The sequence below is a fragment of the Streptomyces sp. NPDC044106 genome, assembly GCF_056433985.1.
Map to the genome: position 1 here is coordinate 183,958 of NZ_JBWKFZ010000011.1, position 23,230 is coordinate 207,187.

Genomic DNA, 23,230 nt, shown 5'->3' on the forward strand with positions numbered 1-23,230 from the left:
CCCGCGCCTCACACCTCGCTGACCTCGAACGCGTCAAGGACGAACTCCGCCTTGCCGTCCTCGCCCGTCTTGCGCAGGCCGACCCAGGCCTCGCCCTCGGCGGGGGCGGTGAACTCGTAGGTGAGGGTGGTGGGTTCGGTGGCGGCCGGGAGGTCCTTGCGGTCGTTCTCGTGGGGGGACGGGTCGTCGACCGCGGTGATCCAGGCGTACTGGCCCGCCTTCTCGTTCTCGTAGCGGAAGGAGACGCGGTAGCGCTTGCCCGGTGCGAAGCGGACGGTGTGCGGGACCGTGCGGTAGACGAGGCCGGTGTTCTCGCCGCGTGACTTCAGGGAGTTGGTGCCGTCGATGACGTCGTCGATCGCCTTGCCGTTCCAGCCGCGCTGGGTGAAAGGGGCGTGGCGCTGAGCGATGTGGGTGCGCGGGTCGGTGACGTCGCCCGCGTCGCCCTTCACGAAGGGGCCCCAGCCCTGCGGGACGTGCTCGAAGTCCTCGTGGGCGAGGGTGGCGCGGGGGCGCTTCGCGGGGCGCCGGGTGGCGGCGATCCGTACGTTGTCGAAGCGCACGCGCGCGTGGCCCGCCTCGGCGCGCAGCGTCAGCTCGGCCCTGCCGCCGCCCTCGGGGACGGTGAAGTACGTGAACATGCGCTGGAAGCGGGTGCCGTGCTTGCGGTCGGCGGCGACGTAGTTGCCCGCCGTGGACGTCTCGGTGAAGTTGGCGGCGGTGACGCCGTCGGCGGTGCGCACCTCCAGGGACGCCCTGCGCCGCTCCCCCGGCTTCTCGCCGACCTCGACCTGCACGGACGCGACGTACGTCCCGGCCTTCAGGCGGGTGAGGCGCTGGCCGACGGAGGCCGCGGCGCCCGCGCCGATGACCAGTTCGTGGTCGCCGAGGTCGCTGAGCCGCACGGTGGCGGGGCCGCTGACCGTCCAGCCCTTCAGGGAGCCGGAGTGGAAGCCCGGGTCGTGCAGGGGTGTTCCCTGGCCCCACTTGGGGTCGGGCAGGGCGGCGGCGCGCTCGCGGTAGAGGACGTAGGGCTGCTTCGGGTCGGCCTCGACGGTGACCTTGCCGCCCGCTACGGAGACGTACGACTCGAAGACCCGTCCCTGGTCGGTGAGCCGGTAGAGCGCCACCCTGGAGCGGCGTGCCCACGCGCGCGGGAGCTGCCAGGTGCTGGCGCCGCCCGCCGGGTTGTAGTGGTACAGCTTGGCGGGGTCGTGTGCCTTGCGGGGCTCCCAGGGGAGGAGGTAGCGGCCGTCTTCGTAGACGACGTTTCCGTCCGTGGTGATGCGCCGCACGCCCGTGGAGTCGCAGACCGTCGTCCTCGTCGCCCCGAAGAAGGTGATCTCGTGCTCGTCCCAGCTCTTGATGGGGTTCGCCTGGAGGTACTTGGCGGGCAGTGAGTGGGTCCAGATCAGGTCGTAGAAGGCGTGCCAGTCGGTCTTGCCGACCCAGCCCTCGAAGTTGCCCATGCGGGCGGCGCCGAGCAGGGTGGGCCACTTGTCGGCGAAGACGTCCTTCTGGTGGTTGCGGATGAAGCGGATCAGCCGGGAGTTGACGCCGCGCGAGGTGTCGCCGCCGTAGTCGGTCTCGGTGGCCCAGTGCGACCAGAGGGAGGAGCGCTCGAAGCCGTGGCCCCACTCCGACGTGACGGTCCAGCCCTGGTCGCGGAAGGCCCGCTGGAGGCGGTCGGAGGTCCAGCCGGACTCGCGGAACACGTCGATGTAGAGGGTGTTCAGGCCGCGGTCGGTCTGGGCGCGCAGGTCGGCGAAGCGCTTGATGACGTCCCCGGAGACCAGGTCGCGGCGCTGGTCGATGCGGTAGCTCTGGTCGAGCCAGTCCCACTGCTCGTTCTTCCTGTCGACGAGCTTGTCGGAGAAGGCGTTCGCCACGGGGTACGACTCGGTGGCGTTGACGTGTACGCCGAAGTCGCTGTTCCACTTCTTGCCCTCGTGGACCAGGGTGTTGAGGTCTGTAAGGCCGCCCGCGCGCGTGTTGTAGTTGTCCGCGTAGTCGGGGTGGGCGGAGTCGTGGCCCTCGGACTGGTAGCCCTTGAGGAGCGTGTACTGGCGCAGGCCGTCGGTCGCCAGGTGGATCCGCTTGACGTTGTCGAGCGTGGCGAGGAACGGGTTGGTGGCCTGCGAGGCGAAGTTGAACGGGATGTGCGGGACGACGCGCAGGTGCTGCTCGTCGGCGCCGCGCGGGGTCACCATGATGTCGCGGAAGGCGATCGCCGCGTCCTGCCAGTCGACCTTGCCGTCGCCGCCCCGGTCGCCGGTGATGACGACGGTGGCGTAGGGCAGGGGTTCGGTGGCGTGCACGGGCGCGGTCGCGGCGCGGTATGTCCACTGTCCGGGGCTCAACCGGGCCTCTACGTAGTCGGCGTTCCCGGCGTCGTGCCGCACCGTCTCGCGCCACAGGCGGCCGTTCTCCCAGGTGGTACCCGCCTCGCTGGTGGGCTTGTCGTAGACGGTGTTGGTCTCGATGGCTCCGCCGATCCTGTCGTGTGCCACGACGGCGTAGGCGCAGCCGGTGGGCGGTTCGGCGGGGGTGTCCGCGGCGGGACGGACGAGGGTGTCGCCGCTCTTGGCCTTGTCCAGCTGCACCTTGGCGGCGAGGAGAGCGGCCCCGGGCTGGTCGCTGCGCACGGAGAGCAGGGCGAGGCCGGGGATCCGCAGGGTGCCGACCCGCAGCGCGTCGGTGTCCGCGATCCTCGTGACGCGCCAGTGGACCTGCCTGCCCTCGACCGCGATCTCGACGTCGATCCGGGTGCCGCCGTCGAAGGCCAGCACGTACGCGGCGCGGGATCCGCCCGTCGTGGCGGTGACCTGCGGGGTGTGCGCGGCCTCGTCGATGAGGACCGTGGTGACGGCGTCCCGCCGGCCGTGCAGTACGGCGCCGCTCGCGCGGTCCGTGTAGGAGACGACGCGCGGGAAGGCGGTGGCGACGCGCACGTCCAGGTCGGCCGAGCGCAGGACCACCTCGTCGGGCAGGGGCCTGCCGGGGGCGCCCTGAGCGCTCCGCGTACCCCCGGCGAACGCGGTTCCGCCCGCTCCGAGTGCGGCCCCCACCCCGGCGACCGCACCGGTGGCGACCACGGCTCGGCGGCTCGGTCCTGACCTGTCTGACGGCAGCATGCGGCACTCCTCCAGGGGACGGAATCGGTGCCGATCACGATGGCCGGGTGGGACGGGGGCGCCCATGGACAAAGGGGGGACAGGTCTTGGACTAACTTCCGGGCGGGCGGGACGCCGTGGCCGTGGGCGTCCCGCCGTTGCGCTCAGAGCGTCGAAGCCGCCTTCTCTATGTCGCGCGCGAAGGTCGACACCTCGGTGTACACGCCGGGGAACTTCGGCCGCGCGCAGCCGTTGCCCCAGCTGACGATGCCGACCTGGATGTACTGGCCCGCGTCGTCCTTGCGGAACATGGGGCCGCCGGAGTCGCCCTGGCAGGTGTCCGTGCCGCCCTCGGCGAGCTTGCCGGCGCAGAGCTCCTCGCCGGGCGTGAGGTCATCGCCGTACGCGGCCTTGCAGTCGGCGTCACTGACGAACGGGACGGTCGCCTTGAGGAGGTAGCGCTGCTGTGCGCCGCCCTCCCTGGCCGCGCCCCAGCCCGCGATGGTGAAGTTGCCGGTGTTGTACTTGGTGTCCGTGGCTATCTTCAGGGTGGGCTGGTCGATCGGCTTCGCGAGCTTGATGAGCGCCCAGTCCTTGCCCTTGCCGTTGTAGCCGGGGGCCTGGAGGACCTTGGTGGACTTCACCTTGATCGCGGAGGAGCTCTGGAGGTCCACGACTCCGCCGGTGGCGGTGATGCTGGTGTTGCTCCCCGAGCCGTCCACGCAGTGGGCGGCGGTCAGCACGATGTTCTTGGCGTACAGAGCGCCGCCACAGCCCATCGACAGACGGACCATGAACGGGAACTCGCCCTGTGCGGCACGGGTGCCGCCGACGACGCTCTCGCCCGGCTTCGGGCCCGGGCTCGGGGCCGCCTGGGCGGCGACGGGCTGAAGGCTGACGGCGGCGAGCGCGATCGTACCGAGGGCGGCGGCTCTCTTGGCTCCACGCAGCTTGGTCTTCAACTGACTCTCCTAGGTGGGGGGTTCATGAGTCGTACGGGCGTCATGGCATGTGCCCGCCAAAGCGTTGTTGCGGATTATGGAGATCGGTGTCCGCTCAGGACAAGGGGCGGTTTCCGGCCACGACGTGTCGCACGGACCCGCTCCGGGCGGGGCAACCCCCGTACAGTGGGCCAGGGTTGCAGTGCCCGGTGCGTGGTTTCAGGGGGTGCGGACGTGGCGGTCGGCGGCGGTCCAGTCGTGCACGGCTACCCCCATCTGGAGACCGTGCGCGCCGCTGTCACCGCGCTCTACAGACGCCTCTCGTACGACACCGTCCACACCTTCGAGACCAGCGTCGCCCCCGCCGACGTGGCCTTCAGCGACCAGGACGACCTGTACCTCGGCGTGCAGCGGGTGGCCCGCGAGATGGTGCGGCACCTGCGCCTGCCCGACGCCCGGATGATCGTCAGCTTCCGCGAGATGGAGCACGCCGCGTACGTCGAACTCGCCGCGGGACCCGAGTACTTCATCGAGCTCAACGACCGCTTCCGCACGCACCGCAGGGACATCGGCGCGGCGCTCGCCCATGAGGTCATGCACGTCTACCTGCACCGGCTCGATCTGTCGTTCCCCGGCACCCGCGACAACGAGATCCTGACCGACACCGCCACCGCCTACCTGGGCGCGGGCTGGCTGCTGCTCGACGCCTACCGCGAGGACGGCGCGTCCTCGCAGAAGCTCGGCTACCTCACGCCGGAGGAATTCGGCTACGTCCTGGCCAAGCGGGCGCTGGCGTTCGGCGAGGCTCCGGAGACCTGGTTCACCAGCGCGCAGGCGTACACGGCGTACACCAAGGGTCTCGCCCAGGCGCGCCGCGACGAGCAGCAGCCTCCGCTGACGGCCGCCGGGTGGGCGGGGCGGCGGCGGTACGCGAAGGACCGGCGGTACGCGCGGGACCACGGCGGCGCGGTCGCGGCGGGCGGAACGGGCGGGGACTACTCCTTCTCCGTCGGCGGCGGCACCCTGCGGGTGACGTTCCCCTGCCCCGCCTGCCACCAGCGGATCCGGCTGCCGGCGCGGGGGCGGATGCGGGCGCGGTGCACGCTGTGCCGGACGGTGCTGGAGTTAGACACGTAGCGGGGCCGCCCCCCTGGCGTCGGCAACGGGCGGCGGGCAGCCGCGTATCAGGCTGCCCGTGTCAGGCGGCGGACCAGTGTCCGGGGCGGTGGAGGGAGTCGGAGAGCCTGGTGCGGTCGTCGCCCCTGGCCGCGTTGACCTGCGACTGGGTGAGGAAGAGCGCGCCGGTGAGATCGGCGCCCCGCAGGTCCGCGTCGCGCAGGTCCGCGCCGATCAGATCGGCCGCCCGCAGGTCCGCGTCGCGCAGGTCGGCGCCGATGAGGTACGAGCCGCGCAGATCGACGCCCCTGAGATCGGCGCCCTTGAGCCGCGCGCCGATGAGGTCGGCGCCCCTGCGGCTCTTCTTGCCGCCCTTACCGCCCTTACCGTTCCTGGCGCCCTTTCCGCCCCTGCCGCCCGCGCCCTGGTGCTCGGCGCGGACGAGTTCGCTGGTGCGCAGGAGGAGCTTGTTGACGTCCTGGCGGTGGGCGGCCACATCGGTGTCGACGACGGCCTCGGGGGTGCCCCCGGCCAGCCGCTCCGTCGCGGCGAGGGCGCGCCTCAGGTCGGCGGCGATCGGCCGGGTCTGCGGGTACGTGAGCGCCTCGGTCACGTACCAGAGCAGTTCGTGGAGCTGCCTCATGACCGGGAAGGCCTCGAACATCTGGCGCGCCGTGGCCTGATCCTGACGCCAGTCGCGGCCCTCGAAGGTGGACTGGGAGACGCGCTGCCCGGCTCCGAAGCAGTCATACACCGTGCAGCCCCGGTACCCCTTGTCCCGGAGGTCGCGGTGGATGCCGCAGCGAAAATCCGCCCGGAGATTGGTGCAGGGCGTGCCCGCGTCCTTGTCCACCGCGAAGTCCGAGGACCTGGCGAAGGTGAGGGCCACGCAGCACAGCCCGAAACAGCTGCCGCAGTCGGCGCGCAGGGCCGCGCGGTCGTCGTCGAGCAGGGGCAGGTGCCGGGGCAGGGCGGCGGGTTCGCGCTCCGGTCGCTCCGGTGTCATCGGGCGGGCTCCTCGGTGCCGGGCTGTGCGGTGGTACGTCACGTCATTGTTCCGCCCGCAGCCGGAAGGTTCCGGCTGCGGGCGGTGTGGATCAGTTCCTGCCTGCGTCACGCCGCGGAGCGGCGGCCTCCCTGAGCGCCGCCACCGGAGCGACCGCGACGGGCACGACCGCCGACGCCGCCACCGGCTCCGGCGGAACCGCTCCTGGCCTGGCCGCCACCCTGGCCCTGACCCTGACTCTGGCCCTGACCCTGCCGGGGAACCCTGCGCTGCCCCTGGCCCTGGCCCTGACCGGCCGCGGCGCCCCCGCTCCCACGGGGCCGACGGCGCCGCTGGGCGGAGCCGGGCCGCGCGGACGGCTGCTGCTGCTGCGGCTGCGGCGTCTCGATGACGACCGGGACGCCCGAGGGCTCCCGCGCCCCGGTGATCCGTACGAGCTCCTCGTCGGAGGACGAGACGCGCGCCGTGTTGGGGCTGATCTCCGCGTCCGACATGAGCCGCGTCATCTCACGCTTCTCGTCGGGGAGCACGAGGGTGACGACGCTGCCCGACTCCCCCGCCCGCGCGGTGCGTCCGCCCCGGTGGAGGTAGTCCTTGTGGTCGGTGGGCGGGTCGACGTTCACGACCAGGTCGAGGTCGTCGACGTGGATGCCGCGCGCCGCGACGTTCGTCGCGATCAATGCGGTGACCTGGCCGGTCTTGAACTGGTCGAGCGTCCGGTTGCGCTGCGGCTGCGAGCGTCCGCCGTGCAGTCCGGAGGCGCGTACGCCGTTGGCGAGCAGCCGCTTGGTGAAGCGGTCCACCGCGCGCTTGGTGTCCAGGAACATGATCACGCGGCCCTCGCGGGCGGCGATGCGCATGGCGACGGCCTTCTTGTCCGTCTCGTCGGCGACGTAGAGCACGTGGTGCTCCATCGTGGTCACCGCGCCCGCCGACGGGTCGACGGAGTGCACGACGGGATCGGTGAGGAACATCCGTACGAGCCGGTCGATGTTCTTGTCGAGCGTCGCCGAGAACAGCATCGTCTGGCCGCCCTGCTCGACCTGCTTGAGCAGCGCCGTGACCTGCGGCATGAAGCCCATGTCGGCCATCTGGTCGGCCTCGTCGAGGACGGTCGTACGGACCCGGGACAGGTCGCAGTCGCCGCGCTCGATCAGGTCCTTGAGGCGGCCGGGGGTGGCCACGAGGACCTCGGCGCCGCGGCGCAGCGTCCCGGACTGCCGGGTGATCGACATGCCGCCGACGACGGTGGCCATGCGGAGGTTCACCGAGGTGGCGTACGGGGTGAGGGCGTCCGTGACCTGCTGGGCCAGCTCGCGCGTGGGGACCAGGACCATGGCGAGCGGGGACTTCGACTCGGCGCGGTGTCCGGCCGTGCGGGCCAGGAGGGCGAGGCCGAAGGCGAGGGTCTTGCCGGAGCCGGTGCGTCCGCGGCCGAGGATGTCGCGCCCGGCGAGGGAGTTCGGGAGTGTCGCCGCCTGGATCGGGAAGGGCTCGGTGACGCCCTGGGCGGCCAGCGTCTTCAGGAGGGCCTCGGGCATGTCCAGGTCACCGAAGGCCTCGACGGCCGGCAGCGCGGGCGTGATGCTCTCGGGCAGTGCGAACTCGCCGCCCTGCACGGGCCTGCGTCCGCCGGACTTCTTCGCGGACTGCGAAGAATGCGCGGAGCCCTTCGCCTGGCCGTTCGGCCGGCCCTTTCCGCCTGCGGTGGCGGGACGCTTGCGGGCGGGGCGCGCCGGGCGTTCGGAGCGGTTCATGCAGTAATGCCTTCCTGGTCGCTGGACTTTCCGGACCTCTGAGCCGGTGCGGCTCTGGGCCCGTCGGGCCCGATGACAGCGCAAGCCGAGGCCCGCACCTTCCGGTGCGGGCCTCGGCTGTGAGGTTCGCGCGCTGCGGCGATCAGGCAGGAACGATGTTCTCGGCCTGCAGGCCCTTCTGGCCCTGGGTCACCTCGAAGGAGACCTTCTGGCCCTCGACGAGCTCACGGAAGCCGGAGGACGCGATGTTCGAGTAGTGGGCGAAGACGTCGGGGCCGCCGCCGTCCTGCTCGATGAAGCCGAAGCCCTTTTCCGAGTTGAACCACTTAACGGTGCCGGTTGCCATGTCAATCTCCTCAACAGGGGCAGTGAATGGAGAAACACCGAATTGCGAATCTCCAGCGCTGCAATGACCCCCATACCGGAGAGAACCGGAAAAACAATAATGCGCCCTCGGAGCATTCCCGTCAGGCGCACATAAAGTTCATGGGTACCAAAACTGCAACACTAAAAGCCTAACACGCTCACGCGCCCGCGTGTTCCCGGACCCGCGAGACGCGTACGCCTCACACCTACCTTACGCCCCGTACACCCCGACCGCCGCCCGCCCGCACCCGCGCTCGCGCTCGCACCCGCCGCTGTACAGAACTGACCATTCGTCAGTTTCCCGGGCGCGCCCCTTCCCCGCCCACCGGCGCCTCGCTACCTTCGACCCCCTGCCAAACAATCGCTTGGTTGGGCCGATGGGAAGCATGGGAAGGCGGACCGATGCGCATCTCTCGTACCCGTACCGCGACCGGACTCGTGATCGCCGCGGTTGCCCTGGGCACCCTGCCCGCCTGGGCGTCCCCCGCCGGGATCGCCGCACCCGGCACACCCGCTGCGGCCACCGCGGCCACCGCGCCCCGGTCCGCGGCCGACACCGTGCGTCACATTCCGCTGCAGGGCGCGGTCAATGTGCGGGACGTCGGCGGCTACCGCACGTACGACGGGGAGCAGGTCCGTTACGGCCGGGTCTTCCGCGGCGACGCCCTCGGCAAGCTCACCGACACCGATCTGCGCACCCTCGCCGGGCTCGGCCTGACGAAGGTCGTCGACTTCCGGGTGCCCGCCGAGGTGCAGTACGACGGCGCGGACCGGCTGCCCGCCGGGGTCGCCGCGGTCTCCCGGCCGATCACCGACAACGGCCTGTTCACCCGGCTGCTCACCGCGATCGCCTCCAAGGACCCGGTCAAGCAGGAGGAGATGCTGGGCAACGGCAGGGCGGCGGCGTTCATGCGGGACGTCTACCGCACCTTCGTCACCGACGACGTCAACCGCGCGCAGTTCGCCGCCACCCTGCGCGACATCGCGGCGGGCGGCTCACCACTGCTCTACCACTGCACCGCGGGCAAGGACCGCACCGGCTGGACGACGTATCTGCTGCTGCGCCTGGTCGGCGTGCCGGACCGGACCGCGACCGGCGACTACCTGGCGTCCAACACCTACCGGGCCGCGTACGACGCGCGGCTGCGCGAGGCGCTCAAACAGGGCGGCCTCATGCAGAACCCGGACCTGATCATCCCGCTCCAGGAGGTCCGCACCGACTACCTCGGCACGGCGCTCCACGAGGCGACGAAGCGGTACGGGGGTCTCCAGGGGTACCTGACCAAGGGGCTCGGGCTCGACGCCCGCACGGTCCTGCGACTGCGCGAGGAGCTGGTCGGCCGATGAACCCGGCGGACTCCCGCGGCGAGACGCCGAGGACCGCCTACCGCCTGGACGGCAGGACCGTCCTGATCACCGGCGCGGGCCGCGGCCAGGGCGCGGCGGAGGCCCGGCTCTTCGCCGAGGCGGGGGCGCGGGTCGTGGTGACGGACGTACGCGCGGAGGAGGGGCGCGCGGTCGCCGGTTCCCTGGGGGACCAGGGGCTGTTCGTACGGCACGACGTGAGCGACGCGGCGGACTGGGCGTCGGCCGTGGCGGGTGCGCTCGATGCCTTCGGGCGCCTCGACGTCCTGGTGAACAACGCCGCGCTGTGGCGCACGGCGTCCGTGGAGGACGAGACGCGCGAGAACTTCGAGGCCGTGCTCCGGGTCAATCTGCTGGGACCCTTCCTGGGCATCCAGGCGGTGCTGCCCGCGCTGAAGGAGGCGGGCGGCGGTTCGGTGGTGAACGTGTCGTCGACGGCCGGTCTCGTCGGCATCCCTGGGCACGCGGCGTACGGGTCGTCGAAGTTCGGGCTGCGGGGCCTGACCCGGTCGGCGGCGCTGGACCTGGCGAAGTACCGGGTGCGGGTCAACTCCGTGCATCCGGGGGTGATCGACACCCCGATGATCTCCGCGGCCTCCGCCGGGCGGGACTTCTCGCATCTGCCGCTGGGCAGGATGGGCCGCCCGGAGGAGGTCGGCGCTCTCGTGCTGTTCCTGGCGTCGGACGCGTCGTCGTACGTCACGGGGGCGGAGTTCACCGTGGACGGCGGGTCGACGACGGGGTGAGGGCCGGTTCAGTGGCGGCCGGTGAAGTGCACCGAGCGCAGTTTGAGGCGGTCCGATGCGGGGTGCCCGTGCGGGCGCAGCGTCCAGGAGTCGCCGGTGCAGTCGGGCTCGGTGAACACCATCACCCAGGTGTCGGTGTCGTTGTGCGGGGCGAACGCGGGCTCGGAGGCCTCGGGGTCCGCGACCTCGGGGAGCGTGGCGCAGCCGGGGCTTTGCGGGTCGTGGAGCGTGGCCTTCCGGGGGGTTCCGTCGAGGCCCACGAACTTGTACGAGAAGTCGCCTTCGGCGGCGTTCGCCGAGGTCGGCAGGGTGACGACGAGGACGAGCGCGCCGAGGGCGGCGGCGACGGTGTGGCGCAGGCGCATGGGGTCCGTTTCGGTCCGGCGCCGGACGCGGGGGTCCGGCGGGGTGGGTGGCCGGACCCGTACGGGAGTCGACGGGTCCGCCAGGCGCTCTCCCCGCTCGGCGGCCCCGGGACACGCGGTGTCACCCGTGCGGTGCTGCCGCATCGATTCTTCGTACGCCGTGCGGGTTACCCTCCGGCCTGGTCCTGGAAGGCGGGCAGGGCGAAGATCCGGGTCTTCGCCGTATCGTCCATCAGCTCGACGAGGGGCATGACCAGCTCCCACAGGTCCTGCTTGTCGACCTCCCTGGCCAGCGCGTCAAGGGCGGGCTCGGGCAGCGCCCCCGCGGTGTCGGCGACGGCCTTGCGGGACTGAGCGGGCAGCACGTCGACCAGTGGCAGGAACTCCGCCCACAGCCCGGTGGCCACGACGGCCCTGACGACCCCGCCGAGCACGTCCGCGTCCCGCAGCGAGGGCAGTTCGGCCACCGTGCGCCGCTCCTCGTCGCCGAGCAGCGCGACCAGCGGAAGCAGGGACTCCCACAGGTCCTGCTCCGCCACCGTGGCGACCAGGGAGTCGAGGCGGTGCTGCGGCTGTGCGGCGGTGAGCGAGGCGATGCGGCCGCGCTGCTCCCCGGTGACCATGCCGGCGACGGCCAGCGCCTCGGGCCACAGGCCGTCGGCGGACGCCGAGCCGATGACCGACGCGAGCCGGTCGGGGCCCATCAGCTCGATGAGGTGGCCGAGCCGTTCGGGCACGTCGATCGCGAAGCCCGTCCGCAGCACGGCGGCGTCGTCGACCTGCGGCAGGATGCGGCGCAGCGCGGGGTCGGGCAGGTGGCCGACGAAGCGGCCCATGGTGAGGTGGTCGCCGCGTTCGGCGAGCGCCACGGCGATGCGGACGAGCAGGTCCTCGTCGAGCCGGCCGACGATGCCCTCGATGCGGCGCGGGTCGAGGTGGGCGCAGGCCGGGGCGGTGAAGGAGACCGGCAGCTTCTCGATGATGTCGGCGGCGCGCGCGGGTTCGAGCCGTCCCGCGACGGCGGCGGCCAGGCGCGGGCCGAGGGCCTTCTGCGAGATGGCGGCGGCCACTCCGGCAGGCACCAGCTTGGTCGCGGACGCGATCCGGTCGAGCATGTCGGGCGCCCGGTCGAAGAGCGCCGCGACGCTCTGGGCGCGGAATCGGCGTACGTCCTCGACGGGCAGCGCCTGGAGGAAGGCGAGCGTGTCGGGTTCGACGTCGAGCAGGTGGGCGATCTTGCGGGTCTCGGCCCTGCCGCGCAGCTTGTCCATGCTGACTCCTCGCTCCACTCGGCTATCGGAAGAGAATGCGGCGGACGGGGCCGCGGGCCAGCGCGGGCACGAGTGCGAGCGCGTCTTCGGCGGCCTCGTGCAGTCCCGCGGCGCGGCTCTCGCGCTGCCGCTCCAGCGCGTCGGCCAGCGCCGCCAGCTGCTCGGGATCCAACTCCCGAAAGGATTCGGGCGGTTGGTCGCGCAGTTCCGCGCCGAGTCGCTCGTGTTGTGCCCGTGCTCCGGTGTCCACGTCGCCTCCCAGGGCTGACCCCACGGCTGGGTACGGGTCCCGAGACTGACGCCGAACTGACTTTTAGTCAATAGTGGCGGCGGGCGGGGGCCTGGGAGCCGTGCCGCCGGTCATGCCCACGTAATCTTGCGCGGATGAAACGTGCCGCTCTCCTCCTTCTCGTCGCCCTCGCCCTGGCGTCCGCCGTCGCCGCCTACGCCCTGGGCGGCGGCTCGCACGGCGACGGCGCGGGCGGCGGCGACCCCCAGCACGGCGGGCAGGGTCTGGCCGCGCCCGCGAAGAAGGAGCTCGCCCAGAAGCTGGTGTCGAGCGCGGAGAACTCGACGCTCGACTGGCGCGGCCAGTACGGCTACGTCGAGGACATCGGCGACGGGCGCGGCTACACGGCGGGGATCATAGGTTTCTGCACCGGCACCCACGACCTGCTTGCCCTCGTCGAGCGCTACACCAAGGACCACCCGGACAACGGCCTGGCCCGCTATCTGCCCGCCCTGCGTGAGGTCGACGGCAGCGACTCGCACGAGGGCCTCGCGCCCGGCTTCCCCGACGCGTGGCGGGCGGAGGCGTCGAAGGCCGCGTTCCGTTCGGCGCAGGACCGCGCGCGCGACCGCGGCTACTTCGACCCGGCGGTGCGCCTGGCCAGGCGCGACGGGCTCGGCACGCTCGGTCAGTTCGTCTACTACGACGCGATGGTCGTGCACGGCCCCGGCGCGCGCGGCTTCGACGGCCTGCGCGCGGCGGCGCTGAAGAAGGCGGACCCGCCGTCCCGGGGCGGCGGGGAGAAGGCGTACCTCGACGTCTTCCTGGACATCCGCCGCGGGGCGATGAAGCGGGAGGCGGCCCACCGCGACACCTCGCGCGTGGACACGGCGCAGCGGAAGTTCCTCGACGACGGCAATCTGGGCCTGGACACGCCGCTGACCTGGAAGGTGTACGGGGATACGTACAAGGTGCCGTAGGGCCCTTTCCCCGTACACCGTCCGGGCGCAGCTCAGCCCTTGACCGCGCCCGCCGCCAGGCCCGAGCCGAGCTTCCGGTGCACGATCACGAAGAAGATCATCACCGGCACGGTGACCAGCGTGGAGCTGGCCATGACCGGGCCCCAGGCCGTCGAGTTCTCACCGAAGAACTGGTAGATGCCCACGGCGGCCGTGTACTTGTCGCTGCCCTTCATGAAGGTGTACGCGAAGACGAACTCGTTCCACGCCGTGATGAAGGCGAAGATCGAGGTGGCCACGAGCCCCGGCGCCACCAGCGGGAGCAGCACCGACCAGAACATCCGCGGCCAGGAAGCGCCGTCGATGTACGCCGCCTCCTCGACCTCCTTGGGCACGGTGGCGACGAAGCCGCGCAGCGTCCAGATGGCGAACGGGAGCGAGAGGGCGATGTAGACGACGCTCAGCCCCAGCAGGGAGTTGAGCATGTCGTAGTCCCGCATCTGGATGAAGAGCGGGATGACCAGCGCCTCCAGCGGCACCATCTGCACGATCAGGATCATGATCAGCACGGAGGTGCGGAAGCGGAACTTGAACCGTGCCACCGCGATGGCCGCGAAGAGCGAGAGCAGCGCGGCCGCGACGATCGTGGCGATGCCGACGACCGCCGAGTTCAGCAGGTACGTACCGAAGTTGCCCTTGTCGAAGACGAACTCGAAGTGTTCGAGGCTCAGGCCGCTCGGCAGCACGTCCGAGCCGCGCACGGAGGCCTTCGGGTCGAGCGCCGTGGAGATCATCCAGTAGACGGGGAAGAGCGTGAAGAGGAGCAGGCCGACGACGGCGGCCGGCAGGCCGACGCGTGCGGCGAGAGTGGTGCGGCGGGTGGTCACAGGTCCTCCTCCCCCTGGCGGAACAGCGTGCGGATGTAGACGACGGTGATGGCCAGGAGCAGCACGGTGAGCAGGACCGCGGCCGCGGCTCCCGTGCCGTAGTCGTTCTTGGCGAAGGCCTGGATGTAGGAGAAGACGCCGAGGTTGTAGACGTCTTCGTTAGAACCGTCGCCGCCGGGTTGCAGATAGACCTGGGTGAAGACCTTGAAGTCCCAGATGGTGGAGAGGATGGTCACCACGAGGAAGACGGGCTTGATCGTCGGCACGGTGATGTTCCAGAACCGCTGCCAGGCGTTGGCCCCGTCGAGCTCCCCCGCCTCGTACAGCTCCTTGGGGATCGTCATGAGTCCCGCGAGGACGGTGATGGCGACGAAGGGGAAGCCGTGGTGGACGACGTTGAGCGTGGCGATGGCGTAGAACGGGCCGCGCTCGGTGAACCAGTTGGTGGTCTCGGGGTCGATCAGGCCGATCGAGCCCGCGAGCTGGCTCGCCATGCCGTCCTGCGGCTGGAAGAGCCAGATCCAGACGTACGTGCCGGTGACCGCGGGCATCGCCCAGGCGGCGAGGATCGCGATCGAGCAGATCATCCGCCAGGTGGCGCCGAGGCGGTTGAGCAGCAGGGCCACCAGGGTGCCGAGCGCGACGGTGAGGCCGACGCAGGCGACGGCGAAGAAGACGGTGTTGGGCAGGACCGTCTGCCACAGCAGGCTGCTGGAGAGCAGGTCGCTGTAGTGGTCGAAGCCGGTGAACGTACCTTTGCCGCCGCCGAACTTGACCTCGTAGTCCTGCAGGGAGAGCTTGCCGACCTGGATCAGCGGCCAGAGCAGCAGGCCCACGAGGACCACGAGGGACGGCGCGAGCAGCAGCCAGGGCCGGGTGCTCGTGATCAGTTTCTTGCGGCGCAGGGCCGCCTGTGCCCCGCCGTCGGGCTGTTGCCGGGGGCCGCGGCGGGCCGGGATCTTCGGCCCGCCGCCGACGGGCGTGTCCTTCACGACAGTCGCGTCCTTCACAGTGCCGAACTCGCCCTCGTTCACTTGTCCTTCGCGAGAATCGCGTTCACGTCCTTGGCCGCCTTGTCCGCCGCCTCCTTGACGCTGGACTTGCCGGTCAGGATGGACTGGACCATGGCCGGAACGACCTTGGAGGCCTGCATCTCGCTGTACGCCTTGGTCTTGGGCATGGTGGCCCCGGCCTCGATCATCTGCTTGGCGAACGGCTCGACCAGCGGGTCCTTCTTGGCCTCGATCTTCTTCAGTTCGGAGTTCTGGCCGGGGAAGTAGTTGGTCTGCTCGGCCCACTTGGCGGCGAACTCACCGGTGGTCAGCATCTTCACGAACTCCCAGGCCAGCGCCTGCTTGTGCGACTTGAAGGTGGAGAGGTAGGAGCCGCCGAGGAACGACTTGGACATGCCGCCGTTCTGACCGGGGATCGGGACGACCCCGAGCTTGCCCTTGAGCTTGGGGTTGTTGTCGGTGATGGCCTTCGGTGTCCAGTTACCGCCGATGGACATCGCGACCTCGCCCTTGTTCCAGGCGTCGCCGACCTCCTTCTCCGTCCAGGTGTTGACCTTGGCCGGGGAGACCTTGTCCTTGGTGGCGAGGCCGGTGTAGAACTCGATGCCCTTGATGGACTCCGGGGAGTTGATGGCGGCGGTGTACTTGCCGCCCTCCTCCTTGGCGAGGTCGCCGCCGGCGCCCCAGACGAAGGGCATGGCGAACATCTCCGCGCCACCCGCCACCGGGAACGGAACCAGGTCCGGCTCCTTCGACTTCAGCGTCTTCGCGGTGGACTCCAGCTCCTTCCAGGTCGTGGGGGCCTTCAGGTGGTGCTTCTCGAAGATGTCCTTGCGGTACACGATCGAGCGGACGCCCGCGTACCACGGCATGCCGTACTGCTTGCCGTCGAGCGTTCCCGCGTCCTTCAAGCCCGCGACGAGGTCGTCACCGAGGCCGGACTTCTTCACGTCGTCCGTCACGTCGACGAGCGCCTCGGCGTCGGCGAACTGCGGGAGCCAGGTGGTGCCGACCTCCGCCACGTCGGGCACCTGGTCGGCGCCGCCCTCGATGGCGGTGGTGAACTTCTTCTGGGCGGTGGCCCACTGCTGGTACTCGACCTTGATCTTGGCGCCGGTCTTCTTCTCGAAGGCGTCTCCCGCCTCCTTGAAGAAGGGCCGCGCGTCGGGGTTGGTCCCCTCCATGATCCATACGGTGAGGGTCTTGCCCTTGCCGTCGGTGGCGCTGCCGCCGTCGTCGCCGTCATCGCCACCGCACGCCGTAGCGGTCAGTCCGAGACTCATGGCGATACAACCAGCGGCGATGACACGTCGATTCATGCCGGCCCCCTCCAGGTTCCGATTGGTGGGAGCGATTGTGGTCACACCGGGCCTAGGCGGTCTAGACCCATTGGTATAAGCGGCCGAACCGTAATGAGGGTTGCGAGTGACGCAACATACGCTCATAGCATTGCGCCCCACGCAACGCACCCGTTGCGCGGGACGCCGGTTTCAGGAGATCCGTCCCGACGCCCCTGAAGACGCTGCGGATGAACGTGCTGAGCACGGCCGCCGTGCTGTTCTGCGTCCCCGTCGCGGCGCTCGCGCTCTCCCGCGTCGTGCTGATCAAGGAGCTCGGCCTGGACCGGCTCCACCGGTGGGACGCGGCCCCGGACGCCACGACGCCCGCCCGGGTCCGGTCGGGGACGGGGCGGGCGCCGCTCAGTTCCGTACGCCGTTGTACGGGACGTCTGAGAGGTCGTACGGAAGCAGACCGTACGGGCTAGGCGGTCAGGGCGCGGTCCGTCGGGCGGATCGGGGCCGGAAGATCACTCGCACCGGTGAGGAAGCTGTCCACGCCGCGCGCCGCCGAGCGGCCCTCGGCGATGGCCCAGACGATGAGCGACTGGCCGCGGCCGGCGTCGCCTGCGACGAAGACGCCGGGGACGTTCGTCTGGAACTCGGCGTCCCGCGCGATGTTGCCGCGCGCGTCGAGTTCGAGGCCGAACTGGTCCACGAGGCCGTTCTCGCGGTCCGTGCCGGTGAAGCCCATGGCGAGGGTGACGAGCTGGGCGGGGATCTTGCGCTCGGTGCCCGGCTTCGGGGTCAGCTTGCCCTCGATGAACTCCACCTCGACGAGGTGCAGGAACTGGACGTTGCCCTCCTCGTCCCCCTCGAAGTGCGTGGTGTTGACGGCGTAGACGCGCTCGCCGCCCTCCTCGTGCGCGGAGGTGACCTTGTACAGCATGGGGAAGGTCGGCCACGGCTGGTGCGGGGCACGGTCCTCGCCCGGCCTCGGCATGATCTCCAGCTGGGTCACGGATGCCGCGCCCTGGCGGTGGGCGGTGCCCACGCAGTCCGCGCCGGTGTCGCCGCCGCCGATGACGACGACGTGCTTGCCCACGGCGGAGACGGGCGTGGTGACGTAGTCGCCCTCCTGGACCTTGTTGGCCAGCGGCAGGTACTCCATGGCCTGGTAGATGCCCTTGAGCTCACGGCCGGGGACGGGCAGGTCGCGGGCGGTGGTGGCACCGGCGGCGATGACGACCGCGTCGTAGCGCCTGCGCAGCTTCGCCGCGTCGATGTCGCGGCCGATCTCCACGCCGGTGCGGAACTTGGTGCCCTCCGCGCGCATCTGCTCGATGCGGCGGTTGATGTGCCGCTTCTCCATCTTGAACTCGGGGATGCCGTAGCGCAGCAGGCCGCCGATGCGGTCGGCGCGCTCGTAGACGGCGACGGTGTGTCCGGCCCGCGTCAGCTGCTGGGCGGCGGCCAGGCCCGCGGGGCCCGAGCCGATGACCGCGACGGTCTTGCCGGAGAGGCGCTCCGGCGCCTGGGGCGCGACGTCGCCGCGGTCCCAGGCCTGGTCGATGATCGAGACCTCGACGTTCTTGATGGTGACGGGCGGCTGGTTGATGCCGAGCACGCACGCCGACTCGCACGGGGCCGGGCAGAGCCGCCCGGTGAACTCCGGGAAGTTGTTCGTGGCGTGCAGCCGCTCCTGAGCGGCCGACCAGTCCTCGCGGTAGGCGTAGTCGTTCCACTCCGGGATGAGGTTCCCGAGCGGACAGCCGTTGTGGCAGAACGGGATGCCGCAGTCCATGCAGCGCGAGGCCTGCTTGGAGATGATCGGCAGGAGCGAGCCGGGAACGTAGACCTCGTTCCAGTCCTTGACGCGCTCGTCGACCGGGCGGGTCCGCGCGACCTCGCGGCCGTGGTTCAGAAAGCCCTTGGGATCAGCCATTGGTCGCCGCCTCCATCATCTTCTCGGTGATCTCGGTCTGGGAGAGACCGGCCCGCTCGGCGGCGTCCTTGGCGGCGAGCACTGCCTTGTACGTGGTGGGGATGATCCTGCTGAAGCGCTGCACGGCGGTGTCCCACTCGGCGAGCAGCTTCTCGGCGACGGTGGAGCCCGTCTCCTCCTGGTGGCGGCGCACGACGTCGTGCAGCCACTGCTTGTCGCTCTCGTCGAGGGGCTCGACGGCCGCGGCGTTGCCGGCGTTGACGTTGTCGCGGTCGAGGTCGATGACGTACGCGATGCCGCCGGACATGCCGGCCGCGAAGTTGCGTCCGGTCTCGCCGAGGACGACCGCGTGGCCGCCGGTCATGTACTCGCAGCCGTGGTCGCCCACGCCCTCGGAGACCACCGTCGCACCGGAGTTGCGGACGCAGAAGCGCTCGCCGGTGCGGCCGCGCAGGAACAGCTCGCCGCCGGTCGCGCCGTACGCGATGGTGTTGCCCGCGATGGTCGAGTACTCGGCGAGGTGATCGGCGCCGCGGTCCGGGCGGACGATGATGCGGCCGCCGGAGAGGCCCTTGCCGACGTAGTCGTTGGCGTCGCCCTCCAGGCGCAGCGTCACACCGCGCGGCACGAAGGCGCCGAAGGACTGGCCCGCGGATCCGGTGAAGGTGATGTCGATGGTGTCGTCGGGCAGGCCCGCGCCGCCGAACTTCTTCGTCACCTCGTGGCCGAGCATGGTGCCGACCGTGCGGTTGATGTTGCGGATGGGGACCTGTGCGCGGACCGGGTGGGCGTCCGCCACGCCGGCCGCGGCGAGCGCGTCGGCGGCGAGCTTGATCAGCTCGTTGTCGAGCGCCTTCTCCAGGCCGTGGTCCTGGGACGCGATCCGGTGCCGGACGGCGCCCGCGGGCAGCGACGGCACGTGGAACAGCGGTGCCAGGTCGAGTCCCTGCGCCTTCCAGTGGCTGACGGCCTTGTCGGTGTCGAGGAGTTCGGCGTGGCCGACGGCCTCCTCGATGGAGCGGAAGCCGAGTTCGGCGAGGAGCTCGCGGACCTCTTCGGCGATGAACTCGAAGAAGTTGACGATGTACTCGGCCTTGCCGGAGAAGCGGTCCCGCAGCGCCGGGTTCTGCGTGGCGATGCCGACCGGGCAGGTGTCCAGGTGGCAGACGCGCATCATGACGCAGCCCGAGACGACGAGCGGCGCGGTCGCGAAACCGAACTCCTCGGCGCCGAGCAGCGCGGCGATGATGACGTCGCGGCCGGTCTTGAGCTGGCCGTCGGTCTGCACGACGATGCGGTCGCGCAGGCCGTTGAGCAGCAGGGTCTGCTGGGTCTCGGCGAGGCCGAGCTCCCAGGGGCCGCCCGCGTGCTTCAGGGAGGTCAGCGGGGAGGCGCCGGTGCCGCCGTCGTGCCCGGAGATGAGGACGACGTCCGCGTGGGCCTTGGAGACGCCCGCGGCGACCGTGCCGACGCCGACCTCGGAGACCAGCTTGACGTGGATCCGCGCCTGCGGGTTCGCGTTCTTCAGGTCGTGGATCAGCTGGGCGAGGTCTTCGATGGAGTAGATGTCGTGGTGCGGCGGCGGCGAGATGAGGCCGACGCCGGGCGTCGAGTGACGCGTCTTGGCGACCCACGGGTAGACCTTGTGGCCGGGCAGCTGGCCGCCCTCGCCGGGCTTCGCGCCCTGCGCCATCTTGATCTGGATGTCGTCGGCGTTGACGAGGTACTCGCTGGTGACGCCGAAGCGGCCGGAGGCGACCTGCTTGATCGAGGAGCGGCGCGCCGGGTCGTACAGGCGCTCGGGGTCCTCGCCGCCCTCACCGGTGTTGGACTTGCCGCCCAGCTGGTTCATGGCGATGGCGAGGGTCTCGTGCGCCTCCTTGGAGATGGAGCCGTACGACATGGCGCCGGTCGAGAAGCGCTTGACGATCTCGGAGGCGGGCTCGACCTCGTCGACGGGGATCGACGGGCGGTCCGACTTGAGCTCGAACAGGCCGCGCAGCGTCATCAGCCGCTCGGACTGCTCGTTCACGCGGTCCGTGTACTGCTTGAAGACGTCGTAGCGGCGGTTGCGCGTGGAGTGCTGAAGGCGGAAGACCGTCTCGGGGTCGAACAGGTGCGGCTCGCCCTCGCGGCGCCACTGGTACTCGCCGCCGATGTCGAGGGCGCGGTGCGCGGAGGGGACGCCGGAGGCCGGGTAGGCCTTGGCGTGCCGGGCGGCGACCTCCTGGGCGACGACGTCGAGCCCGGCGCCGCCGATCTTCGTCGTCGTACCGCTGAAGTACCGCTCGACGAAGGCCTCTTCGAGACCGATGGCCTCGAAGACCTGGGCACCGCGGTAGGAGGCGACGGTGGAGATGCCCATCTTGGACATGACCTTCAGGACGCCCTTGCCGAGGGCGTGGATCAGGTTGCGGATGGCCTGCTCGGCCTCGATCCCCGGCAGGAAGGTGCCCGCGCGGACGAGGTCCTCGACGGACTCCATCGCCAGGTAGGGGTTGACGGCCGCGGCGCCGTAGCCGATGAGGAGGGCTACGTGGTGGACCTCGCGCACATCGCCCGCCTCGACGAGCAGGCCCACCTGAGTGCGCTGCTTGGTGCGGATGAGGTGGTGGTGGACGGCCGAGGTGAGCAGCAGCGAGGGGATCGGCGCGTGCTCGGCGTCGGAGTGCCGGTCGGAGAGCACGATCAGGCGGGCACCGGCCTCTATGGCGGCGTCGGCCTCGGAGCAGATCTCGTCGATGCGGGCGGCGAGGGCGGCGCCGCCCCCGCTGACGCGGTAGAGGCCGGAGAGCGTCGCGGCCTTCATGCCGGGCATGTCGCCGTCGGCGTTGATGTGGATGAGCTTGGCGAGCTCGTCGTTGTCGATCACCGGGAAGGGCAGGGTGACGCTGCGACAGGAGGCGGCGGTCGGGTCGAGCAGGTTGCCCTGCGGGCCGAGCGAGCTGTGCAGCGAGGTGACGAGCTCTTCCCGGATGGCGTCAAGCGGCGGGTTGGTGACCTGCGCGAACAGCTGCGTGAAGTAGTCGAAGATCAGCCGCGGGCGGGCGGAGAGGGCCGCGATGGGGGTGTCCGTGCCCATGGAGCCGAGCGGCTCGCCGCCGGTCTTGGCCATCGGCGCGAGGATGATGCGCAGCTCTTCCTCGGTGTAGCCGAAGGTCTGCTGTCGGCGCGTGACGGAGGCGTGCGTGTGCACGATGTGCTCGCGCTCGGGCAGGTCGGAGAGCTCGATCTCGCCGGCTTCCAGCCACTCCTGGTACGGCTTCTCGGCGGCCAGCGACGCCTTGATCTCGTCGTCCTCGACGATGCGGTGCTCGGCGGTGTCGACGAGGAACATCCGGCCGGGCTGCAGGCGGCCCTTGCGGACGACCTTCGCGGGGTCGATGTCCAGGACGCCGACCTCGGAGCCGAGGACGACGAGGCCGTCGTCGGTGACCCAGTAGCGGCCCGGGCGCAGGCCGTTGCGGTCGAGGACCGCGCCGACCTGGGTGCCGTCGGTGAAGGTGACGCAGGCCGGGCCGTCCCAGGGCTCCATCATCGTGGAGTGGTACTGGTAGAAGGCGCGCCGTGCCGGGTCCATGGAGGCGTGGTTCTCCCAGGCCTCGGGGATCATCATCAGGACGGAGTGCGGGAGCGAGCGGCCGCCGAGGTGCAGGAGTTCCAGCACCTCGTCGAAGGACGCGGAGTCGGAGGCGTCCGGCGTACAGATCGGGAAGAGGCGGTCGAGGCTCTTGTTCCCGGCGCCGAACAGCTCGGAGGCGAGCTGCGACTCGCGGGCCCGCATCCAGTTGCGGTTGCCCTTGACCGTGTTGATCTCGCCGTTGTGCGCCACGAAGCGGTACGGGTGCGCGAGCGGCCAGCTCGGGAAGGTGTTCGTCGAGAAGCGGGAGTGGACGAGCGCGACGGCCGTGGCGAAGCGGCGGTCGGACAGGTCGGGGAAGAACGGCTCCAGCTGGCCGGTGGTCAGCATGCCCTTGTAGACGATCGTGCGGGACGAGAGCGAGGGGAAGTACGTCCCGGCCTCGCGCTCGGCGCGCTTGCGCAGCAGGAAGGCCTTGCGGTCCAGCTCCAGGCCCGTGGTGTCGCCGTCGGCGACGAAGACCTGCCGGAAGACGGGCATGGTCGAGCGCGCGGTGGCGCCGAGCAGCTCGGGGGCGACGGGCACGTCGCGCCAGCCGAGGACCGTCAGGCCCTCCTCGGAGGCGATCGTCTCGATCTGTGAGACGGCTCCCTCGGTCGTACCGGCGGTGTCCACCGGGAGGAAGGCGATGCCGACGGCGTAGGCACCGGCCGCGGGCAGCTGGAATCCGGCCACCTCGCGCAGGAAGGCGTCGGGGACCTGGAGCAGGATGCCCGCACCGTCACCCGAGTCCGGCTCGGAGCCGGTGGCGCCGCGGTGCTCGAGGTTGCGCAGTACGGTCAGCGCCTGTTCGACCAGTTCATGGCTGGCCACACCGGTCAGAGTGGCCACGAACCCGACACCGCAGGCGTCGTGTTCGTTGCGGGGGTCGTACAGCCCCTGGGGGGCGGGGCGACCGTCCATGGGCGACCAGGCGTGGGTACGCATCGGCACTCCCGTCGTCGTCGAGGCATTGGTGAAAGGCGAGGGACGACGTTGGCCCTGGCGAAATTTCGTGCAGGTTACATGATGGAACGCTTCTCGAAAAGCGGATAGCTCATTCCACCATGTGGACACCGCTCGCGGAGTGGGGAGCGGTTCGCGGGGACCCTGCGGACAGATCCGTGACCGACGGCCCTGGGAGCCCGCCTTCGGACAGGCCCTGAGCGAAGCAGGCCTCATTGCCCGCAGCGCTTACGGCTCATGCCCCGCGATCAGCCACTCGAAACCGCCGAGTAACGGAAACTTATGCGAG

Annotated in this window: 18 protein-coding genes; 5 read left to right on the top strand and 13 right to left on the bottom strand. The window is 70.7% G+C overall.

Features of this window, described 5'->3' with window-relative positions; translation table 11 throughout:
• Window positions 1–8 precede the first annotated feature (8 nt).
• Window positions 9–3,134, bottom strand: a complete 3,126-nt coding sequence (locus AC07DI_RS21595; protein WP_478905689.1) for an endo-alpha-N-acetylgalactosaminidase family protein — start codon at window positions 3,132–3,134, stop codon at window positions 9–11.
• A gap of 143 nt (window positions 3,135–3,277) precedes the next feature.
• Window positions 3,278–4,075, bottom strand: coding sequence for a S1 family peptidase (locus AC07DI_RS21600; RefSeq protein ID WP_384255743.1), 798 nt, complete (start codon window positions 4,073–4,075; stop codon window positions 3,278–3,280).
• Between the two features lie 213 nt (window positions 4,076–4,288).
• On the opposite strand from AC07DI_RS21600, the gene AC07DI_RS21605 reads away from it, so the two are divergent.
• Window positions 4,289–5,191: a hypothetical protein gene (locus AC07DI_RS21605; RefSeq protein ID WP_478905690.1), complete on the top strand. Its 903-nt coding sequence runs from the start codon at window positions 4,289–4,291 to the stop codon at window positions 5,189–5,191.
• A 61-nt stretch (window positions 5,192–5,252) separates the two neighbouring features.
• On the opposite strand, the gene AC07DI_RS21610 is transcribed toward AC07DI_RS21605, so the two are convergent.
• From AC07DI_RS21610 to AC07DI_RS21620, 3 genes are all read right to left on the bottom strand, one after another.
• Window positions 5,253–6,176, bottom strand: a complete 924-nt coding sequence (locus tag AC07DI_RS21610; RefSeq protein WP_478905691.1) for a pentapeptide repeat-containing protein — start codon at window positions 6,174–6,176, stop codon at window positions 5,253–5,255.
• A gap of 107 nt (window positions 6,177–6,283) precedes the next feature.
• Window positions 6,284–7,933, bottom strand: a complete 1,650-nt coding sequence (locus AC07DI_RS21615) for a DEAD/DEAH box helicase (protein WP_478905692.1) — start codon at window positions 7,931–7,933, stop codon at window positions 6,284–6,286.
• 142 nt (window positions 7,934–8,075) lie between these two features.
• Entirely contained in the window at window positions 8,076–8,279 is a 204-nt protein-coding gene (locus AC07DI_RS21620) for a cold-shock protein (RefSeq protein ID WP_055556530.1), read from the bottom strand.
• A 422-nt stretch (window positions 8,280–8,701) separates the two neighbouring features.
• On the opposite strand from AC07DI_RS21620, the gene AC07DI_RS21625 reads away from it, so the two are divergent.
• Both AC07DI_RS21625 and AC07DI_RS21630 read left to right on the top strand, forming a co-directional pair.
• Entirely contained in the window at window positions 8,702–9,646 is a 945-nt protein-coding gene (locus tag AC07DI_RS21625) for a tyrosine-protein phosphatase (protein ID WP_478905693.1), read from the top strand.
• Complete coding sequence (locus AC07DI_RS21630) at window positions 9,643–10,410, top strand: SDR family NAD(P)-dependent oxidoreductase (protein ID WP_478905694.1); 768 nt, start codon at window positions 9,643–9,645, stop codon at window positions 10,408–10,410. Before AC07DI_RS21625 ends, AC07DI_RS21630 begins: the two co-directional genes overlap by 4 nt.
• An 8-nt stretch (window positions 10,411–10,418) precedes the next feature.
• Here AC07DI_RS21630 and AC07DI_RS21635 read toward each other — a convergent pair whose 3' ends face one another.
• From AC07DI_RS21635 to AC07DI_RS21645, 3 genes are read right to left on the bottom strand one after another with little or no spacing between them, the layout of a single operon-like run.
• Window positions 10,419–10,919: a hypothetical protein gene (locus tag AC07DI_RS21635; RefSeq protein WP_478905695.1), complete on the bottom strand. Its 501-nt coding sequence runs from the start codon at window positions 10,917–10,919 to the stop codon at window positions 10,419–10,421.
• 23 nt (window positions 10,920–10,942) lie between these two features.
• Window positions 10,943–12,046: a hypothetical protein gene (locus AC07DI_RS21640; protein ID WP_384255760.1), complete on the bottom strand. Its 1,104-nt coding sequence runs from the start codon at window positions 12,044–12,046 to the stop codon at window positions 10,943–10,945.
• A gap of 22 nt (window positions 12,047–12,068) precedes the next feature.
• A complete protein-coding gene (locus tag AC07DI_RS21645; protein WP_478905696.1) occupies window positions 12,069–12,296 on the bottom strand; it encodes a hypothetical protein in 228 nt (75 codons plus the stop codon).
• Window positions 12,297–12,430: 134 nt separating this feature from the next.
• On the opposite strand from AC07DI_RS21645, the gene AC07DI_RS21650 reads away from it, so the two are divergent.
• Window positions 12,431–13,255 (top strand): chitosanase, encoded by an 825-nt coding sequence (locus tag AC07DI_RS21650; protein ID WP_478905697.1) that lies wholly within the window; start codon window positions 12,431–12,433, stop codon window positions 13,253–13,255.
• 32 nt (window positions 13,256–13,287) lie between these two features.
• Here the strand turns inward: AC07DI_RS21650 and AC07DI_RS21655 are convergent, their stop codons facing one another.
• Genes AC07DI_RS21655 through AC07DI_RS21665 form a run of 3 tightly spaced genes read right to left on the bottom strand, consistent with a single transcriptional unit; the run spans window position 13,288 to window position 16,417 of the window.
• Entirely contained in the window at window positions 13,288–14,121 is an 834-nt protein-coding gene (locus AC07DI_RS21655; RefSeq protein WP_384255768.1) for a carbohydrate ABC transporter permease, read from the bottom strand.
• Complete coding sequence (locus AC07DI_RS21660; RefSeq protein WP_384255771.1) at window positions 14,118–15,113, bottom strand: carbohydrate ABC transporter permease; 996 nt, start codon at window positions 15,111–15,113, stop codon at window positions 14,118–14,120. Before AC07DI_RS21660 ends, AC07DI_RS21655 begins: the two co-directional genes overlap by 4 nt.
• Before the next feature lie 38 nt (window positions 15,114–15,151).
• Window positions 15,152–16,417, bottom strand: a complete 1,266-nt coding sequence (locus AC07DI_RS21665) for a sugar ABC transporter substrate-binding protein (protein WP_478905698.1) — start codon at window positions 16,415–16,417, stop codon at window positions 15,152–15,154.
• Between the two features lie 245 nt (window positions 16,418–16,662).
• On the opposite strand from AC07DI_RS21665, the gene AC07DI_RS21670 reads away from it, so the two are divergent.
• Window positions 16,663–16,899 carry a hypothetical protein gene (locus tag AC07DI_RS21670; RefSeq protein WP_478905699.1) on the top strand — a complete coding sequence of 79 codons (237 nt, stop codon included), beginning with the start codon at window positions 16,663–16,665 and terminating at the stop codon, window positions 16,897–16,899.
• Here AC07DI_RS21670 and AC07DI_RS21675 read toward each other — a convergent pair.
• Together AC07DI_RS21675 and gltB are read right to left on the bottom strand one after the other, a co-directional pair.
• The gene (locus AC07DI_RS21675; protein ID WP_478905700.1) at window positions 16,896–18,356 is read right to left on the bottom strand and encodes a glutamate synthase subunit beta; all 1,461 of its coding nucleotides are present in this window, start codon (window positions 18,354–18,356) and stop codon (window positions 16,896–16,898) included. The two genes, AC07DI_RS21670 and AC07DI_RS21675, sit on opposite strands and share 4 nt — an antisense overlap.
• Complete coding sequence (gltB, locus tag AC07DI_RS21680; protein WP_478905701.1) at window positions 18,349–22,923, bottom strand: glutamate synthase large subunit; 4,575 nt, start codon at window positions 22,921–22,923, stop codon at window positions 18,349–18,351. The genes AC07DI_RS21675 and gltB overlap by 8 nt, the downstream gene beginning before the upstream one ends.
• Between the last annotated feature and the right edge of the window lie 307 nt (window positions 22,924–23,230).